The organism is Promicromonospora sp. NPDC052451, assembly GCF_044547525.1.
Taxonomy (GTDB): Bacteria; Actinomycetota; Actinomycetes; order Actinomycetales; family Cellulomonadaceae; genus Promicromonospora.
In genome coordinates, this window is sequence record NZ_JBIUAP010000004.1 from 34,578 (window position 1) to 51,119 (window position 16,542).

The window sequence follows — 16,542 nt, forward strand, 5'->3', positions numbered from 1 at the left end:
CCTAGTGGCCGACCCTAGGCGGTACCACTGACATCGAAGGTCACCTCCGCCCGGAGAGTCCGTCGAGCAGCGCCCCCGCGTCCGGGCTCGCGTCGAGCAGCGCCCCGATGTGATGCCTGGTCCCGCGGGTCGGGTCGAGCATCGGCACGCGCTGGAGCGCCTGGGACCCGTCCACGTCGAAGATCACCGAGTCCCAGCTCGCCGCCGAGACCTGGCCGCCGTAGCGGGCCATCACCTCGCCGCGGAAGTACGCGCGGGTGTCGACCGGCGGGTGGAGCACCGCCCGCGCGACGCTCTCCTCGTCGACGATCCGGTCCACCGCGCCCTTGGCGAGCAGGCGGTGGTAGATGCCGCGCTCGGGCCGCACGTCGGACCACTGCAGGTCCATGGCGTGCAGCCGCGGGTGGTCCCACTCCAGGTTGTCGCGCGAGCGCAGCCGGTCCAGGAGCCGCAGCTTGGCGACCCACTCGACCTCGCGCGCGCAGGAGGCCGGGTCGGTGCCCAGACGCTCCACGACCGACGCCCAGCGGTCCAGCACGGCGTCCGACTCCGCGTCGGTGCCGAGCACCTTGAGCGAGCGCCGCACGACGTCCGCGACCTCGCCCTGGATCTCCAGCGCCGTCATCGTGCGCCCGTCGGCCAGGTCGAGCGGGACGGACAGGGTCAGGTCGCGCGAGACCTTCTGCACGTCGCTCACCGGGGCGGCCAGCCGCAGCGCGCCGAGCTCACCGCGGGCGTCGACGCCCGCCTCGGCCAGCTCGTCGAGGTGCTCCAGCACCCACAGCACCAGCGACGTCGCACCCGCCTTGAGATAGGTGGGCACCTCCATCAGGTTGGCGTCGCCGAGGATGAGGTGCAGGCGCCGCCAGCGCTGCCGGTCGGCGTGCGGTTCGTCGCGCGTGTTCACGATCGGCCGGCGCAGCGTGGTCTCCAGACCGATCTCGGCCTCGATGTAGTCGGCGCGCTGCGAGATCTGGTAGCCGGCGGTGCCGCTGGTCGCCCCCAGCCCCACACGGCCCGAACCCGTGAACACCTGCCGCGTGACGAGGAACGGCGTGATCAGCTCGGCGAGCGTCGTGAACGGCAGCGACCGGTTCACGAGGTAGTTCTCGTGCGTGCCGTAGCTGGCTCCCTTGCCGTCCACGTTGTTCTTGTAGAGCACCACCTCGCTGCCCGGGAAGCCGGCCAGCTCCCGCAGCGCGGACAGCATCACGCGCTCGCCGGCGACGTCCCAGCGCACCAGGTCCTCGGGGGTCATGACCTCCGGCGAGGAGTACTCGGGGTGCGCATGGTCCACGTAGAGGCGCGCGCCGTTGGTGAGGATCACGTTGGCGGCACTGGGGTCGTCGTACTCCTCCGTGGCCGGCCGCTCGACCTCCTGCGTGGAGCCCGACCGGCGCCGCCCGCGGCCCGGCAGCCCGGGCTCCACGACGGGCACCTGCCCGGTCACGGGGCCCGACGGCGCCGGCCGCGCCGGGTCGTCGGTCAGCATCGACGGCTGCGCCGAGGCACGGTCGAGGTGGAACCCGCGCGCGTCCTGCAGCGGGTCCTCGTCGTCGTAGTCCCAGCGGGCCCGGCCCCCCGTGCCCTCGGTCCGCGTGGAGATGGCCCGGTAGGTCGTCACCACCTGGCTGGACAGCAGCATGGGGTTGGCCAGGGGACGACCCGGCTGCAGCACTCCGTACTCGGTCTCGATGCCCATCACTCGACGCACGCTCACGTCCACCACCCTATGCCGGAGTAGTCCCGTTGGTGAGGCAGGGTCCGCGTCCGCCGGGCGGCGGACACGGACCCTGTCCCGATGGCTGTCAGAGGTACTGGCCGGTGTTCTGGACGGTGTCGATGGTGCGGGGCGTGGCGCCCTCGCCCTTCTTCTGGACGATGGTGCGGATGAAGACGATGCGCTCGCCCTTCTTGCCGCTGATGCGGGCCCAGTCGTCCGGGTTGGTCGTGTTCGGGAGGTCCTCGTTCTCCTTGAACTCGTCGACGCAGGCGGTGAGCAGGTGCTCGACGCGGATGCCCTTCTGCCCCGTGGCCAGGAAGTCCTTGATCGCGTTCTTCTTGGCCCGGTCCACGACGTTCTGGATCATGGCACCGGAGTTGAAGTCCTTGAAGAAGAGGGTCTCCTTGTCACCGGAGGCGTAGGTGACCTCCAGGAACTGGTTCTCCTCGTCCTCGGAGTACATGCGCTCCACGACCGAGGTGATCATGCCGTCCAGCGCCTCGGAGACGTTGTTGCCGTACTCCGCCAGGTCCTCCGCGTGGACGGGCAGCTCCTTGGTGAGGTACTTGCCGAAGATCTCCTTGGCGCCCTCGGCGTCCGGCCGCTCGATCTTGATCTTCACGTCGAGGCGTCCGGGGCGCAGGATCGCGGGGTCGATCATGTCCTCGCGGTTGGACGCGCCGATCACGATGACGTTGTCGAGCCGCTCCACGCCGTCGATCTCGGCGAGCAGCTGCGGGACGATCGTCGTCTCGACGTCGGAGGAGAGGCCGGTACCGCGGGTACGGAACAGCGACTCCATCTCGTCGAAGAAGACCACGACGGGCATGCCCTGGCCAGCCTTCTCCCGTGCGCGGGCGAAGATCAGGCGGATGTGCCGCTCGGTCTCGCCGACGTACTTGTTCAGGAGCTCCGGGCCCTTGACGTTGAGGAAGTAGCTCTTCACCTCGGGGTTGCCCCCGTTGGCGCGGGCGACCATCCCTGCCAGGGAGTGCGCCACCGCCTTGGCGATCAGCGTCTTGCCGCAGCCGGGCGGGCCGTACAGCAGGACGCCCTTGGGCGGGCGCAGCCCGTGCTCCCGGAACAGGTCCGGGTGCGCGAACGGCAGCTCGACCGCGTCACGGATGGCCTCGATCTGCGGGCCGAGGCCACCGATGTCCTCGTACTCGATGTCCGGGACCTCTTCGAGCACGAGCTCCTCGACCTCGGACTTCGGCACGACCTCGAACACGAAGCCGCTGCGCGTGTCGACGGTGAGCGAGTCACCCACGCGCAGGGGCACGTCCATCACGGAGCCGGCGAGGCGCACCACGCGCTCCTCGTCCGCGCGGCCGACCACGAGGACGCGGTCGCCGCCCAGCATCTCCTTCACGGTGACCAGCTCGCCCGTGCGCTCGTAGTCGCCGGCGCCGACGACCGTCATCGCCTCGTTGAGCTTCACCTCCTGGCCCGGGCTCAGGCGGGTCACGTCCAGGCTGGGGCTGGCGGACACGTGCATCTTGCGGCCGGCCGAGGAGATGTCCACCGACCCGTCGGGGTGGGCCCCCAGGAAGACGGCGTACGTCCCCGGCGGCTTGGCAAGGTCGTCGAGCTGTTTCTTCAGCTCGACTATCTGGTCGCGCGCCGCGCGGAGGGCTTCCGCGAGGCGCTCGTTCTTGGCTGAGAGGAGGGCGATCTGGCGCTCGTAGTCGCGGCTCGGCAAAGACTCGTTCTCGGGATGGTTGTATCCTGACGTGTTCTCGGTCATGACATCCCCTCTCGTAGGGCCCGGGAGGCGACCATATGACGCAAACGCCTCCGAGAACAGCACTCTAAGCACAGTCACCGACACACCGGGAGTAAGAACACCCGTTTGAGACGTCCGAGGTACTCGATCGTTACAGGCCGTTCACGCGGACGGGATGCTTCCGTCCTGCGGCGCAACGCCCAGGTCACGACGAACCTTGCGGACCTTCTTGTCGGACACGGCCCGCTCCCCCAGGTCCTCCGCCGTCCACTCCGCCTCGGGCGCCGTGGGGTACGCACCCTTGGCAGGACGCCGTTTCCGCTCGGGCGGCACCACGCCGTCAGCCAGCCGGCGGGCGGTGATCAGGAAGCCGGTGTGGCCGATCATCCGGTGCTCGGGTCGCACGGCCAGACCCTCCAGGTGCCACCCGCGGACCATCGTCTCGAAGGCCGCCGGCTCGGCGAACCGGCCGTCGGCACGCAGGTCTTCTGCTGTGCGCGAAAGCTGGGTCGTGGTGGCCACATAGCAGACGAGCACGCCTCCGGGGGCGAGCGCCGCGGCGACGGCGTCCACGTTCTCCCAGGGTGCGAGCATGTCCAGCACCACCCGGTCGACCGAGCCGGGCTCGGCGACCTCGGGCAGCACGTCGGCCAGGTCGCCGACCGAGAGCTGCCACGCCGGGTGCGGCCCGCCGAAGAACGTCTCGACGTTGCCCTGGGCGATGGCCGCGAAGTCCTCGCGCCGCTCGATGGAGTGCACGTGGCCCGCGTCGCCCACGGCACGCAGCAGCGACATGGTCAGCGCACCGGAGCCCACCCCGGCCTCGACCACGCGCGCGCCCGGGTAGATGTCCGCCATCGCGACGATCTGGGCGGCGTCCTTGGGGTAGACGACGGCGGCACCGCGCGGCATCGACAGGACGTAGTCGGCGAGCAGCGGGCGCAGCGCCAGGTACTCGATCTCCGCGGTGTTGACCACCACGGTGCCCTCGGGCTGCCCGATGATCTGCTCGTGCTTGAAGTAGCCCTTGTGCGTGTGGAACGTCCCGCCGGGCTGCAGCGTGATGGTGTGCAGGCGGCCCTTGGGGTCGGTGAGCTGGACCTTGTCGCCCACGCGGAACGGGCCGCGGCGCAGCTCGGCGCCGGTGGCGGTCGGGATATCGGTGGGTGTGGTCACGACGGACAATCCTAGGCGCTGGGCCGGGCCCCCGCGTCCGCCGGCGGGCCGCCGCGGCGGAGCGCCGCGGGCGACGGTGCACCCGGCCGGCTCAGGTCCCGCGGATCGCGCGCGCCACGTCGGCGAGGTCGAGCACCCCGGTGACGCGGCCGGCCTCGACGACGGGGACCAGCCGCGCCCCGCCGGAGCTGCGCGCGAGGTGCTCCAGGAGGCGCGTGCCGGCCAGCTCGGGGTCCACCTGGGACCCGTGGACGAAGGGCACCGCCACGGCGTCGACCTGGGTCAGGTCCCGGGCCTGGGCGGGCACGGCGGCGACGGCGGCGTCGTCCACCACCGCGAGCGGGAGGTCGCCGTGGCCGACGACGACGATGCGGTGCGCTGCCGCACCGGCCCCCGCGGCGGCGCGCGCCGCCAGCGCCTCTGTGACGGTCGAGCCGAGCGGCACCACGAGCGCGGGGGCGGCGAGGGACCGCGCGGACAGCGCGTCGACGGCCTCGCGCCGCCGGCCGTTGGCGATCGCCGCACCGGCCCCCGCCCAGAGGAAGGCGCCGATCAGCGCCGACCAGAGCACGGTGGTGAGGTTGGGGCTGGTGCCCTGCACGAGCGGCAGGACCAGCGCCCACAGCAGCACGCCGACGGCGACGAGGCGGCCCACCCAGCCGGCGACGATCGTGCCCGTGGTGCGCCTGCCCGTGACCGCCCAGACGAAGGACTCGAGGATCTGCCCGCCGTCCAGCGGCAGGCCCGGCAGCAGGTTGAACACGCCGACGAACGCGTTGGAGACGGCTCCCGCGTACAGCAGGAGCGTCGGCACGTTCAGCACCGGCGAGGCCTGGTAGGCGAGCCAGAAGCCGGCCGCGAGCGCCAGGTTCGTCAGCGGCCCGACCACGGCGACGAGGAAGCCGTCGAGCGGTCGGCCCAGGCCGCCGGTGTAGGCGGTGTGGCCGCCCCAGAGCGTGACGGCCAGCTCGGTCACGTTCTGGCCGCGCGCCCGGGCCACGAGCGCGTGCGCGGTCTCGTGCAGGAACACGGACGCGAACAGGAGCAGGACGAAGACGAAGGCCACCAGGTAGGCGCCGGCGCCGAGCCCGGGGGCGATCGCCTGGACGTTGGGCACGAACAGGACGGTCAGGATGAGGGCAGCGAGGAACCAGGACCGGGTGATGATCACGGGCGCGCCGGCGACGCGGCCGACGACGAACCCCTTCGAGCGCTGCGGGGCGGGCGGTGCGGGAGTGGAGGCGGGCTCCGAGGTGGTCACCGGTCCAACCTATCCGGCCGTCCGCCCGGGTGGAGACGGCACGCTGTGGACAGCTCCCGGAGGATGTCGGTGGCCGCCCCTAGGGTGGGGGCATGACGACGACGGAGGTAACCCCGGGGCCGGACGTGGCGACCGAGACGGGCGCGGCGGCGGTCGTGACGGCTCCCTCGCGGCCGCCCGCTCTCTCGCCGTCGCGCGCCAACGACTTCATGCAGTGCCCGCTGCTGTGCCGGTTCCGCACCGTGGACCGGCTGCCGGAGCCGCCGTCGGCCGCGGCCGCGCGGGGCACGCTGGTGCATGCCGTGCTGGAGCGGTTGTACGACGCGCCGCTCGGTGAGCGCACGCTGGCGGCCGCGCACGACCTGCTGCCGGGCGAGTGGGACCGGCTGCTGGAGGCGGACGAGCGGTACGCGTCGCTGTTCACGGACGGGGTGGGCCCGGACGGGCAGGACCGCGCGGGCTGGCTCGCGGGTGCGGGTTCGCTCCTGGGCACGTACTTCACGCTGGAGGACCCGAACCGGCTGGAGCCGGCCGAGCGCGAGCTGCTGGTCGAGTCCCAGCTCGACGGCGGGCCGCTGCTGCGCGGCATCGTGGACCGCCTGGACGTCGCGCCGGACGGCGCCGTGCGGGTCGTGGACTACAAGACGGGCCGGTCGCCGCGTCCGGGCTACGAGTCGTCGGCCGTGTTCCAGATGCGGTTCTACGGCCTGGTGCTGTGGCGCGAGCGAGGCGTGCTGCCCAAGATGCTCCAGCTCGTCTACCTGGGCGACGGCCAGGTGCTGCGGGGCGAGCCGACGACCGCCCACCTGGAGCACACGGAGCAGAAGATCCGCGCGGTCTGGTCGGCGATCGAGGAGTCGGCCCGCAGCGGCGAGTGGAAGCCCCGCCGGTCCAAGCTCTGCGGATGGTGCGCGCACCAGGCGCTGTGCCCGGAGTTCGGCGGCACGCCGCCGGAGGTTCCCGAGGGCGCGGTCGCGCTGCGGCTGGGGATCACGGGCTGAGCCCGGCCCGGCCCGCCACGGGCCGAGCCGGGGCCGGGACCGGGCCGGTGGCTCAGTCGCCGAGCAGGTCGACGACCTCGCCCGCGGCGATCCGGCCCAGCACCTCCAGGTCAACCTGCTTGAGCGACGCGGCGCGGCTGAGGCCCGGGCGCGCCGGCACGGGCACCTCGGCCGGCACACCGAGCGTGCGGGCGCCCGACGCGAGCGCGGACGTGATGCCGGGCCCCGAGTCCTCGATGGCCACGCAGTCCTCGGGCCGCACGCCGAGCAGCCCGGCAGCCACGAGGTACGGCTCCGGGTGGGGCTTGCCGTGGGTCACCTCGTCGCCGGTGACGAGGTGGGTGAAGGTGCCCTCGGGGGCTCCGCCGGCCACGACCTCGGCCTGGCTGCGGTAGGACATGGTGACGATCGCGCACGGGACTCCCGCGGCACGCAGGTCGCCGAGCAGCTCCAGCACCCCGGGACGCCACGGCACGCGCTCGCGCAGCTGTTCGTTCACGCGGGCCACCAGCCACGCGACGATCTCGTCCGGTTCGAGCGGCACGCCGGCGTCGCGCAGCATGGCACCGGTGGTCGTCAGGGCCTGCCCGACGGCGCCGAGCGCGTCCTCGTGGGTCCACGTCGCGCCGTGCTCGGCGACGATCTCGCGCTCGGCGAGCATCCAGTAGGGCTCGGAGTCGACGAGGGTGCCGTCCATGTCGAACAGGACGGCGCGGGGGCCGGGACCTGCCGGGACGGGGACGTCGGACTCGGGCGGAAGCGCGGTACTCAGGATGCTCTCCTCTGGCTCGTCGTGCGCACGTGCGCGGTCCGGCGCTGGCGCGCGACGGCCCGCAGGGCACAGCGTCCCATGCGCGGGCACAGTTCCCGGCATTCCGGCACTGATCAGGCGGCCGTTCAGTCCGCGAGGAGCGTCTCCATCCGGTCCTCCCGGGCACCCTCCAGCCCGGTCCGCTCGAACGCCACGACCGCCTCGTCGAACGTCCGGTTCACCTCGGGCTCGATGTCGACGACGCCGGCCGGGGCAGTCATCGCCTCGTCGTACTCCGCGATCCAGGCGTCCATGTGCGCCACGTAGGCGTCCCGCGCGCGGTCGAGCTCGCCGCCGTCGGCCAGCGGCACGGCCTGGGCCTGCGACCGGGCGGCCAGGACGCCTTCCCGGGCGTCCTTCGCGAGACCGGGCACGTCCGCCATGAGGGCGGTGGCCAGGCGCTCCTGCCGGGCGGCGTCGGACGCGGACTCGATCTGGTCGAACCGCTCGCTCACCTCGTCGATGTACTCGCGCATGGTCGACTCGCTGTGCTCCACGGCGTCGAGCAGCAGGTCCGCGGGCTCCCGGTGGCCGCCGGCCTCCGACCAGGCGATGCCGCTCCCGGTGCTGGCGACGAGGAACGCGCCGACCGTCGACAGCAGCGCTCGGTGATTTCGCAGGTTGAGCATTAGTTCATACTCGCCCGGATCCGGGGTGGTCCGCGCGTCGATCGGTGTGATCCGTGGCGGAGCAATCAGTCATTTCAGGGCATAGCAGACACGGTTCGCGTGCGCTCCAGGTGTTCCAGCCGCTCGGCCGCGAGCGCGGCCCGGTTCATCCCCGCGCGGATGTAGGGCGCGTCCGTCCCGGCGCTCTTGGGGTAGAAGATGCCCAGGTTGATCAGGCTGACGAAGCACGCGTAGACCAGCTCGTCCTGCACGAGCCCCAAGGACAGCAGCGTGCCGATGGCGACGATCGGCACGAGGTACACCGCGACGGTGGGCTGCCACGCCGCGAGGCGGCCGAGCGTCGCGATCTCGCCCTGGGGCACGGACGAGAGCCCGGCGGCACGGGCGCGGGCGTTGGTGTCCCAGGCGAACCAGAGGCACGCCTGGACCACGACGGCGAAGGTGACGTGGCCGACGAGCGTGCCCTGCGGCCACCAGTCGCGCTGCACGAGCGTGGGCAGCACGACGTAGAGCGCCGGCAGGACCGCCAGCGAGCGCAGCCCGACCTCCGCGGCCACGGCCCGGGCGCGGGCCCGCCGGCCGCGGGGCAACGCCCAGACGGTGCTGAGCTCGGCGAAGACGTTCAGGTACAGCCGCGCGGAGACCAGCGCGAACGTGAACGTCACCAGCCGCACCGGCAGGTTCCCCCACGGGTCCGGCACGGGGTAGTCGGGTGCCCGGACGTCGTCGAGGAACATCAGTCCCAGCCCCGAGCGGCCGGAGACCTCGTCCGCCATGTCGAACCACCGTGCCTGCCAGGACAACCCGAGGTCGCGCGACCACCAGGTCACGACCAGCGCGGTGGCGCACCACAGCAGCGCCGCGGAGAGCCACGCCCACCGCTGGAGCCGCCGTGCCTGCCGCAGGTGCGCCGCTCCGGTGGCGTCCCGTACCTGGCGGGTGCGGGCCTGCACCTTGCGGCGCTCCCGCGCCACGGTGCCCGCGCCCGGCGAGAGGTCCCGGAGCCGTTGCAGCGTGCCGCGCGGGCGTTCGCGGCCGTCCTGCTCGAGGATCGCCACCTCGTCCGCGAAGACCCGGCCGATCTGCGCGAACCTGGGCGCCGACGGGTCGGTCGGCGTCACCAGGAGCCGGCGGTCGGGGTCGGCGTCGGTGAGGTCCTCCAGGAGCCGGGCCAGCCCCACCGATGTCACGTAGAACTGGTCGGGCACGGTGCCGTCCGGGGTCTGCGGGATCCCGGCGACGGTGATCAGCAGCGCGCCCAGCGAGTAGAGGTCGGCCCGCGGGTGCCCGGCGCCGTCGCGCCGCACCTCGGGCGCCGCGTACACGCTCTCGCCCTGCCCCTGGCCCGTGATGGTGCGGGCATGGAGGTGGTTGACCCCGAGGTCGACGAACCGCAGCCGGACCCGCCCCGGGCCCTCGTCCCGGACGATGATGTTGGACGGTGCGAGGTCGTCGTGGCGCCGGCCCTCCCGTTCCAGCTCCGCGAGCGCCGCGAGCAGGGCGCCGCCCAGGTCGCGCAGGGCCGGGGTGTCCAGCGGCCGCAGGATCTCCCGTGCGGGCGGGGCGGGCTGCTCGGCGGCGCGCCGCGCGAGGTGCTCGGCGAGCGTCGGGCCGCGCACCAGGTCCATGAGGATCCAGCTGTCGTGGCTGGCCCAGACCGGCACGGCCGGGGACTCCTCGGCGTCCGGCCGCCCGTGCAGGGCGTGGTAGCCGCGGGTGGCGTCCACGACGGCCGGGATGGTCAGGTAGGGGTGGAGCACGCACTTGAGGGCGAAGGTCGCGGTGCGCCCGCGGGACGGTGCCGCGACCCGCCCGGTGAGGATGATCGACGTCGTGCCGTGCCGGTAGAACTCGAGGCTGGTGAGGTCCAGGGCCGCCCACTCCGCCCGCGCCTGCGCGGAACCGGCACCGGGTTCGTGGAGCGCGGCGAGGGCGCGTTGCACGTCGGGGTCCGCGACCAGGTCGGCGCTGAGGTCCGCCGCCGCCCGGCCGGCGACCGTCACCTCCCAGGGGGCGTCGCCGTGGAACCGCATCCGGTCCGAGCTGTGCATCGCGACGAGGGTGAGCAGGTAGAACCCGAGGAATCCCGCGGTGCGCGGGCGTACCCGGGCTCCGGCGGGACCGGACCACCAGGCCCACAGCAGCTCGATCTCCTGCTGCCGGGAGGCCTGGAACCGGTCCGCGTAGGCACGCTCGTCGATCGGGACGTCCCGGAGCACGGCCTGCCAGTCCCCGACGCGCCAGCCGTCGAGGATCTCGGGCCGGACGCCGGGCGCGGCCCGCCCGGTGAGCTCACGCACCACGCCGGCGAGGTGCTCGAGCGTCGCCCTCATCCCGTCCCCCGTCCCCCACCGTCCCGGCGGCCACGAGGTGCGACGATAACGGAGCCTCGGCCCCGTACGCAGGGAGAACACACCGAGCCGGGAGGCCACCGGGCCACGGCTCCGCCGACCCGGCGTTCCACACCCCCGCCGCGCGCACCACGGCTTCGTGGGCGATGCTGACCCTCGATCGACGGCTCCGGCCGGCGAGTCCCGGTATCGACCGAAGGGAAGCACACCGTGTTCGGACCCGACTTCTTCGAGCGCCTCTCGCAGCGGACGTACTACGACCTCGACGGCAACCCGATCACGCAGGACCAGTGGTCGGTGCTGCGCCTGGGGGCGGGCAGCGGCCACGTCGCGCGCGACCAGGTCGGGTTCTACCACGTGTCCACGGTCTGGACCGGCGTCGACTCGGCGGCCTCGCCCGATCCCGGCGAGGGCGGTCACACGCCGTTGATCTACGAGACCATGGTCTTCGTCGAGCGGCTCGACCCCGACGGCGTGCTCGCCCCGGACGACAAGCTCGACTGCACCGAGCAGTACGCGGAGCTGCACGCGACACGCGAGGCAGCACTGGCGGGCCACCACCGCGCGACGGCGATGGTCCGCGACTGGATGGTGAACGGACGACCGGAGCTCTGACGGCGGGGGGCCAGCGATGCGGAGCGGCACGCGTACCAGGACCATGTCCCTCTTCACCCGGCGCGCCGTCGACGACGCGGCGCTCTACGGTGAACCGATGCAAGGAACCACCCCGCGGGAGATCGACCCCGCGGGAGCCCAGGCGCTCCTCTCGGAGCTCTTCGACCCCGGGGCCGACCGGCTCGCGCACTCGCTCGGCGTGGGTCGGCGCGCCGAGCACGTGGCGCGGGTCCTGGGCCGGCCGTCGCTCCTGGTCACCGCCGCCTACCTGCACGACGTCGGGTACGCCGCGGCCGCACGGGACACGGGCCTGCACCAGCTCGACGGCGCGCGCTACCTGCGGTCCCTCGGCGCCTCGGCCGAGCTGACCGGCCTGGTGGCGCACCACACGTCCGCGACGGTCGAGGCCGCCGAGCGGGGGCTGGACGTGACGCTGCGGCGGGAGTTCCCCGCGCCGTCGGGCGAGCTGCTGGACCTGCTCACCTACTGCGACATCACCACGTCGGCCCGGGGCGAGACCGTGACGGTCGACGAGCGGTTCGAGCACATCTACGACCGCTACCCGCCCGGCCACCTGGTGTCGCGCAGCATGCAGCACGCCGAGCCCGGGCTGCGCCAGATGGTGTCCCGCATCGAGCGGCAGCTCGACCGGCCGGCCCGGTAGGCGACGGACCCGGGCGGGCGAACGCCCGCCCGGGTCGGCTCAGGTCAGGTAGGGCTCGGTCCGCGTCGGGTCCACCGCGTGCTCGATGCGCAGGCGCATCGAAGGGTGGATGTCCAGGTCGCCCAGGCGGTCGACCTGCTGCCAGACCACCTCGCTGGACTCCCCCGACGTCCGCGCGGCCCCGCCCGTGACCGAGCCGCGCATGCAGATCGAGAACTGGGCGCGGACCTCGCCGTCTGAGTACACGATGACGTGCCGCGGGTCGGTGTAGATGCCCACGAGCCCCGTGATCCGCACGCGGTAGCCCGTCTCCTCCTCCGTCTCGCGCACGCCCGCCTGGCGCACGGTCTCACCGGGGTCGATGCCGCCGCCGGGCAGCGCCCAGAGACCGTTGTCGGTGCGGTGGATGAGCAGGAGCCGGCCGACGTCGTCCCGCACCGCCACCGTGACCGACGGGACCACCGAGTTGACGGGCGGCGCGGACGGGTCGTCGAAGTAGTCGAACCGCGCCATCACGCCACCCTGTCCGAGTCCTCCGTCCGGGGCCATGCTTCAAGTGGTTTCGCGGTGCTCCAGACCCGCTCGAAACCGGCCTGGTAAGCCGGCGCCATCGACGCCTCCGGGCCGTCCTTGAGGTGCAGCAGGGGGTTCGCGCCCGCGGGCGCGCCCCAGACGTGCGTGTTGACCAGCAGGTCGTCGTCGAACCGGAACGTGGTCGCGTACAGGGTGCTGTCGTGCAGCCGCACCTCCACCCCGGGCGTCCCGAGCGCGGGCGCCAGGTAGGCGAGCACCAGCGCGATCCGGCCCGCCAGGCCCGTACCGCCCTCCTCCTGCGTGCGGACCGCCACGGCCGCGCCGTCCGGGTCGCCCAGGAGCAGCCGTACCCGCACGCCGCGGGCCGCCATGGTGACGATCTCGGTGGTCAGGTCGAGCGTCTGGTCGGGCAGGAACGTCGCCGCGAAGGCGTGCAGCTCGAACCGCTGCTCGACGCCCGCGAGAAAGGCCTGCCACGTCCCGGAGGGCACGGCGCGGCGCGCCGGGTACACCCCGACGATCTCCTGCGCCGCGGCCTCGGCCCGGTCCACGTCGCCCCACAGCGCCGCGACGTCGCAGCCCAGCGCGTCGGACACCGCGACCCGGTGCCGCGGGTGCGGCGTGCGCCCCTGGGCCACCCAGCGCTCCACGGTCTTCGGGTCCACGCCCACCGCGGCGGCCAGCCGCACCTGGCTCAGACCCGCCTGAGCCATCGCGGCGACCAGTCGTTGGTTCCTCATGCGCTCACCCCCAGGGACGTATCTATCACCGAAACGTCCCGCGCGCTGCCGATGGCACGTCCCGTGTGCCCGGCGCACAGTGGAGTCGCACCGTGGAAATGAGCCAGCCGACCCTGTCCGCCCCGTCCCGGAGAGTCCCGTGAACCCCATTGCGTCGCAGTCGGTCACCGAACGTCTCGGCGATGTCATCGATCTGCTGCGGCACGTGCGTGCCGACTGGATCGAGGTGCTGACCGTCACGCCCGAGCGGGTGTGCCTGCAGCCCTGGCACCTGGACGACGGCGAGAGCATCGCCCGCGCGCTCGGCCTCGACCACGCCATCGACCAGCGCATGATGGACCCCGGGTACACGCTGTGGACCGGGACCTGGCGGGGCGTCGAGGTGCAGGTCCGCGGCGCGCTGCGCGCCGGCATGCCGGTTCTCTGAGCCGTCTCTGCGCCAGTTCCGGGCCAGTCCCGGGCCAGTCCCGGGCCAGTTCTGCGCCAGCTCTACGCCAGGTCCGAGCCAGTTCCAGGCCAGGTCCGCGCAGTTCCAAGCCAGTTCCGGGTCAGGCGGCACCACGGGCACGACACGCCGATTCGCCCGTCCGCGAACGTGCACGCGCCCCCGGTCACGCCGAGCGTCCCACGCCCTAGGCTGGGGGGATGACCGACGCGCATCACGAGCAGCCGGAGCAGGCCTCGCCTCGCCAGACCGTGCTCCTGGCTGCCTTCGAAGGGTGGAACGACGCGGGGAGCGCCGCCACGACGGCCCTCACGCACCTGGCCGAGGTGTGGGGCGCCGAGAAGGTGACCGAGCTCGATCCCGAGGAGTTCCACGACTTCCAGGTCAACCGGCCCTACATCTCGCTGGACGACGACGGCAAGCGCTCCATCACCTGGCCGACGACGTCCGTCTCGGTGGCCCAGGTGGGGACACGCAAGGTCGTGCTGGTGCACGGCGTCGAACCGTCGATGCGCTGGCGCAAGTACTGCGAGGAGCTGCTGAAGGTCGCGGAGGAGCTGGACGTCCGCACCGTCATCACGCTCGGCGCGCTGCTGGCCGACGTGCCGCACACGCGCCCGATCCCGATGACCGCGACGTCCGACAGCGTGGGCCTGCAGTCCGTGCTCGACATCGAGGCCAACACCTACCAGGGCCCGACAGGCATCGTGGGGGTGCTGCAGCACGAGGCCGCGGAGCGGGGCCTGCAGTCCGTCAGCCTGTGGGCGGCCGTGCCGCACTACGTGGCCAACCCGCCGTCCCCCAAGGCGACGCTCGCGATCCTGACGCGCGTGGAGGAGATCCTCGGCGAGTCCGTGCCGATGGGCGAGCTGCCCGACGACGCGGCGGCCTGGCAGCACGGTGTGGACGAGCTGGCGTCGGAGGACTCGGAGATCTCCGAGTACGTGGCCCAGCTCGAGGAGGCCAAGGACACCGCGGAGCTGCCGGAGGCGTCGGGCGACGCCATCGCGCGGGAGTTCGAGCGCTACCTGCGCCGGCGCGACATCGGCGGCAAGGACGGCGGCAAGGACCCGGGTCCGGAGAAGCTCTGAGCCGCGGACGGACGAAGGCCTGAGCCCCGCAGGGGGCTCAGGCCTTGACTCGTCCTTCGGCGTGGGTCACACGCTGCTCGAGATCGGCTCGATCCGTACTCCTGCGTCCGGACCGTGGTAACCGACCCAGGTCTCCAGACACCGTGCGGCGTCCTCGACGCGGTCGTAGACCGGTGCGAACCCCGGTCCGTTGCGTACGACGCGATACCGCGTGCTGCACCGGGGCGTCGTGGTGACGGTAACCCGGGTCTCACCCGTGAAGTCTTCCTCGTACTCCGTCATGCTCCCCATCCTGCACCGGGTTAAATGCAAACGGAAGCAGGGGTCAAAACTAACCTGGCAAGCGCATGCCGTGGCTCTGGCCTACCTGGCCCGGACGCCCCCGCCGGAGCCTCAGATACGCACTCCGAGCAGGGCGTTCACCATCCGGGAGATGATCCCGGGCGCACCTTCCTCGTCCGCCGAGGTGTCCCGGGCGGGGTCCAGCGCCACCTCGGCCCAGGCGTCGACCGCGGCCAGCGCGGCGGGTGCATCCAGGTCCTCGGCGAGGGCCGCACGGACCGCCACGAGGGTCTCGCCCGCCGACGGGCCGCCGTTGCCCGAGACCGCGTCTCGCCACCGGGCCAGCCGGGCCTCGGCGGCCGGCAGCGAGGTCTCGTCCCACTCCCACTCGGTGCGGTAGTGGTGCGCCAGGAGAGCCAGGCGGACCGCCATCGGGTCGTGGCCGTCCTCGCGCAGACGGGAGACCAGCACGAGGTTGCCGAGCGACTTGCTCATCTTCTCGCCCTGGTAGGCGACCAGCCCCGCGTGCACGTGGGTGCGCGCCGCGGCCGGCTCGGCCTCGGCCTCGGCCTCGGACGTCGGACACAGCAGCCGCAGGTGCGACGTCGACATCTCGTGGTGCGGGAACAGCAGGTCGCAGCCGCCGCCCTGCACGTCGAACCGTTCGCCTCCCGCCAGGCCGAGGCCGTCGCGCGCGATCACGGCGCACTCGATGTGCCAGCCCGGGCGACCCGTGCCGAGCGGACCGCCGTCCCACGCGGGCTCTCCCGCGCGCTCCCGGCGCCACAGCAGCGGGTCCAGCGCGTCCTTCTTGCCCTCGCGGCCCGGGTCGCCGCCGCGCTCGGCGAACGTGGCCAGGGCCTGCTCGCGGTCGAGGTGGGCGACGGTCCCGAAGCGCGGGTCCGCGGTGAGGTCGGCGTAGACGTCACCCAGCTCCGGCGTCGTGCCACCGGCGCCCGGCTCCAGCGGCACGCGGTAGGCCGCGCCGGACTCCAGCAGGTCGGCCACGGCCCGCGCGACGTCGGGCACCGACTCCACGGCCCCCGTCCAGGTGCGCGGCGGGACGACGCCGAGCGCCGTCATGTCCTCGCGGAACAGCGCGATCTGGGACGCGGCCAGGTCCCGCCAGTCCACGCCGGTCGCCTCGGCACGCTCCAGCAGCGGGTCGTCCACGTCCGTGACGTTCGAGGTGTAGACGACGTCCTTGCCGGCGTCCAGCCATGCCCGCACCAGCAGGTCGAACGCGACGTAGGTGTTGGCGTGCCCGATGTGCGTGGCGTCGTACGGGGTGATGCCGCAGGCGTACAGCCGGGCCTGCGGCCCCGGCGCGGCCTCGACGAGCTCACCCGTGGACGAGTCGTGGACCCGCACCGGTCCGGGGGCGGGGAAGCCGGGAAGCTCGGGGACTTGGGGTGTGGGCCAGGCGTGCACGCGACAACGATAACCGCCGCCTGTGACACCTCCGGACCACGTCAGGGCCTCCCGGGGTGTGG

16 protein-coding genes are annotated in these 16,542 nt (G+C 72.9%); 5 read left to right on the forward strand and 11 right to left on the reverse strand.

The features are described from left to right. Positions 1 to 40 precede the first annotated feature (40 nt). The 4 genes from dop to ACIG47_RS08150 all read right to left on the reverse strand — a co-directional run bounded on the left by dop (position 41) and on the right by ACIG47_RS08150 (position 5,886). Complete coding sequence (gene dop, locus ACIG47_RS08135; protein ID WP_397430663.1) at positions 41 to 1,702, reverse strand: depupylase/deamidase Dop; 1,662 nt, start codon at positions 1,700 to 1,702, stop codon at positions 41 to 43. A 106-nt stretch (positions 1,703 to 1,808) separates the two neighbouring features. Next, positions 1,809 to 3,470, reverse strand: a complete 1,662-nt coding sequence (arc, locus tag ACIG47_RS08140) for a proteasome ATPase (protein ID WP_397417277.1) — start codon at positions 3,468 to 3,470, stop codon at positions 1,809 to 1,811. A 141-nt stretch (positions 3,471 to 3,611) separates the two neighbouring features. Further along, a complete protein-coding gene (locus ACIG47_RS08145) occupies positions 3,612 to 4,625 on the reverse strand; it encodes a tRNA (adenine-N1)-methyltransferase (protein ID WP_397430377.1) in 1,014 nt (337 codons plus the stop codon). Between the two features lie 91 nt (positions 4,626 to 4,716). Next, complete coding sequence (locus tag ACIG47_RS08150) at positions 4,717 to 5,886, reverse strand: site-2 protease family protein (protein ID WP_397430378.1); 1,170 nt, start codon at positions 5,884 to 5,886, stop codon at positions 4,717 to 4,719. 92 nt (positions 5,887 to 5,978) lie between these two features. Here ACIG47_RS08150 and ACIG47_RS08155 point away from each other — a divergent pair, with 92 nt between their 5' ends. After that, on the forward strand, positions 5,979 to 6,887 hold the full coding sequence (locus tag ACIG47_RS08155) for a RecB family exonuclease (RefSeq protein ID WP_397430379.1): 909 nt from the start codon (positions 5,979 to 5,981) through the stop codon (positions 6,885 to 6,887). A gap of 52 nt (positions 6,888 to 6,939) precedes the next feature. Here ACIG47_RS08155 and ACIG47_RS08160 read toward each other — a convergent pair whose 3' ends face one another. The 3 genes from ACIG47_RS08160 to ACIG47_RS08170 form a co-directional block, all read right to left on the reverse strand. After that, on the reverse strand, positions 6,940 to 7,761 hold the full coding sequence (locus ACIG47_RS08160; RefSeq protein ID WP_397430380.1) for an HAD family hydrolase: 822 nt from the start codon (positions 7,759 to 7,761) through the stop codon (positions 6,940 to 6,942). Between the two features lie 23 nt (positions 7,762 to 7,784). Further along, positions 7,785 to 8,327, reverse strand: a complete 543-nt coding sequence (locus ACIG47_RS08165) for a hypothetical protein (RefSeq protein ID WP_397417267.1) — start codon at positions 8,325 to 8,327, stop codon at positions 7,785 to 7,787. Between the two features lie 74 nt (positions 8,328 to 8,401). Further along, positions 8,402 to 10,660 carry a hypothetical protein gene (locus tag ACIG47_RS08170; protein WP_397430381.1) on the reverse strand — a complete coding sequence of 753 codons (2,259 nt, stop codon included), beginning with the start codon at positions 10,658 to 10,660 and terminating at the stop codon, positions 8,402 to 8,404. Positions 10,661 to 10,888: 228 nt separating this feature from the next. On the opposite strand from ACIG47_RS08170, the gene ACIG47_RS08175 reads away from it, so the two are divergent. After that, on the forward strand, positions 10,889 to 11,293 hold the full coding sequence (locus ACIG47_RS08175) for a hypothetical protein (RefSeq protein ID WP_397417263.1): 405 nt from the start codon (positions 10,889 to 10,891) through the stop codon (positions 11,291 to 11,293). 43 nt (positions 11,294 to 11,336) lie between these two features. Further along, complete coding sequence (locus ACIG47_RS08180; RefSeq protein WP_397430382.1) at positions 11,337 to 11,957, forward strand: HDIG domain-containing metalloprotein; 621 nt, start codon at positions 11,337 to 11,339, stop codon at positions 11,955 to 11,957. A gap of 39 nt (positions 11,958 to 11,996) precedes the next feature. Here ACIG47_RS08180 and ACIG47_RS08185 read toward each other — a convergent pair whose 3' ends face one another. Further along, the gene (locus ACIG47_RS08185) at positions 11,997 to 12,470 is read right to left on the reverse strand and encodes an NUDIX domain-containing protein (RefSeq protein ID WP_397430384.1); all 474 of its coding nucleotides are present in this window, start codon (positions 12,468 to 12,470) and stop codon (positions 11,997 to 11,999) included. After that, positions 12,470 to 13,231, reverse strand: a complete 762-nt coding sequence (locus tag ACIG47_RS08190; protein WP_397417257.1) for a helix-turn-helix domain-containing protein — start codon at positions 13,229 to 13,231, stop codon at positions 12,470 to 12,472. The genes ACIG47_RS08185 and ACIG47_RS08190 overlap by 1 nt, the downstream gene beginning before the upstream one ends. Before the next feature lie 139 nt (positions 13,232 to 13,370). Between ACIG47_RS08190 and ACIG47_RS08195 the strand changes: the two genes are divergently transcribed. Together ACIG47_RS08195 and ACIG47_RS08200 are read left to right on the forward strand one after the other, a co-directional pair. Then, positions 13,371 to 13,658, forward strand: coding sequence for a hypothetical protein (locus tag ACIG47_RS08195; RefSeq protein WP_397417255.1), 288 nt, complete (start codon positions 13,371 to 13,373; stop codon positions 13,656 to 13,658). A 218-nt stretch (positions 13,659 to 13,876) separates the two neighbouring features. Further along, positions 13,877 to 14,767 (forward strand): PAC2 family protein, encoded by an 891-nt coding sequence (locus ACIG47_RS08200; RefSeq protein ID WP_397417253.1) that lies wholly within the window; start codon positions 13,877 to 13,879, stop codon positions 14,765 to 14,767. Between the two features lie 66 nt (positions 14,768 to 14,833). Here ACIG47_RS08200 and ACIG47_RS08205 read toward each other — a convergent pair whose 3' ends face one another. Both ACIG47_RS08205 and mshC read right to left on the reverse strand, forming a co-directional pair. Next, a complete protein-coding gene (locus ACIG47_RS08205) occupies positions 14,834 to 15,049 on the reverse strand; it encodes a hypothetical protein (protein ID WP_119144627.1) in 216 nt (71 codons plus the stop codon). Between the two features lie 111 nt (positions 15,050 to 15,160). After that, positions 15,161 to 16,480, reverse strand: a complete 1,320-nt coding sequence (gene mshC, locus ACIG47_RS08210) for a cysteine--1-D-myo-inosityl 2-amino-2-deoxy-alpha-D-glucopyranoside ligase (RefSeq protein ID WP_397430385.1) — start codon at positions 16,478 to 16,480, stop codon at positions 15,161 to 15,163. Positions 16,481 to 16,542 lie beyond the last annotated feature (62 nt).

Bases quoted from the DNA above. Each gene is read 5' to 3' on its own strand.
- ACIG47_RS08205 (WP_119144627.1), bottom strand. From the start codon at position 15,049: ATGACGGAGTACGAGGAAGACTTCACGGGTGAGACCCGGGTTACCGTC.
- ACIG47_RS08190 (WP_397417257.1), bottom strand. From the start codon at position 13,231: ATGAGGAACCAACGACTGGTCGCCGCGATGGCTCAGGCGGGTCTGAGC.
- dop (WP_397430663.1), bottom strand. From the start codon at position 1,702: ATGGGCATCGAGACCGAGTACGGAGTGCTGCAGCCGGGTCGTCCCCTG.
- ACIG47_RS08170 (WP_397430381.1), bottom strand. From the start codon at position 10,660: ATGAGGGCGACGCTCGAGCACCTCGCCGGCGTGGTGCGTGAGCTCACC.
- arc (WP_397417277.1), bottom strand. From the start codon at position 3,470: ATGACCGAGAACACGTCAGGATACAACCATCCCGAGAACGAGTCTTTG.
- ACIG47_RS08155 (WP_397430379.1), top strand. From the start codon at position 5,979: ATGACGACGACGGAGGTAACCCCGGGGCCGGACGTGGCGACCGAGACG.
- ACIG47_RS08185 (WP_397430384.1), bottom strand. From the start codon at position 12,470: ATGGCGCGGTTCGACTACTTCGACGACCCGTCCGCGCCGCCCGTCAAC.
- ACIG47_RS08200 (WP_397417253.1), top strand. From the start codon at position 13,877: ATGACCGACGCGCATCACGAGCAGCCGGAGCAGGCCTCGCCTCGCCAG.
- ACIG47_RS08180 (WP_397430382.1), top strand. From the start codon at position 11,337: ATGTCCCTCTTCACCCGGCGCGCCGTCGACGACGCGGCGCTCTACGGT.
- ACIG47_RS08165 (WP_397417267.1), bottom strand. From the start codon at position 8,327: ATGCTCAACCTGCGAAATCACCGAGCGCTGCTGTCGACGGTCGGCGCG.
- ACIG47_RS08160 (WP_397430380.1), bottom strand. From the start codon at position 7,761: ATGCCGGGAACTGTGCCCGCGCATGGGACGCTGTGCCCTGCGGGCCGT.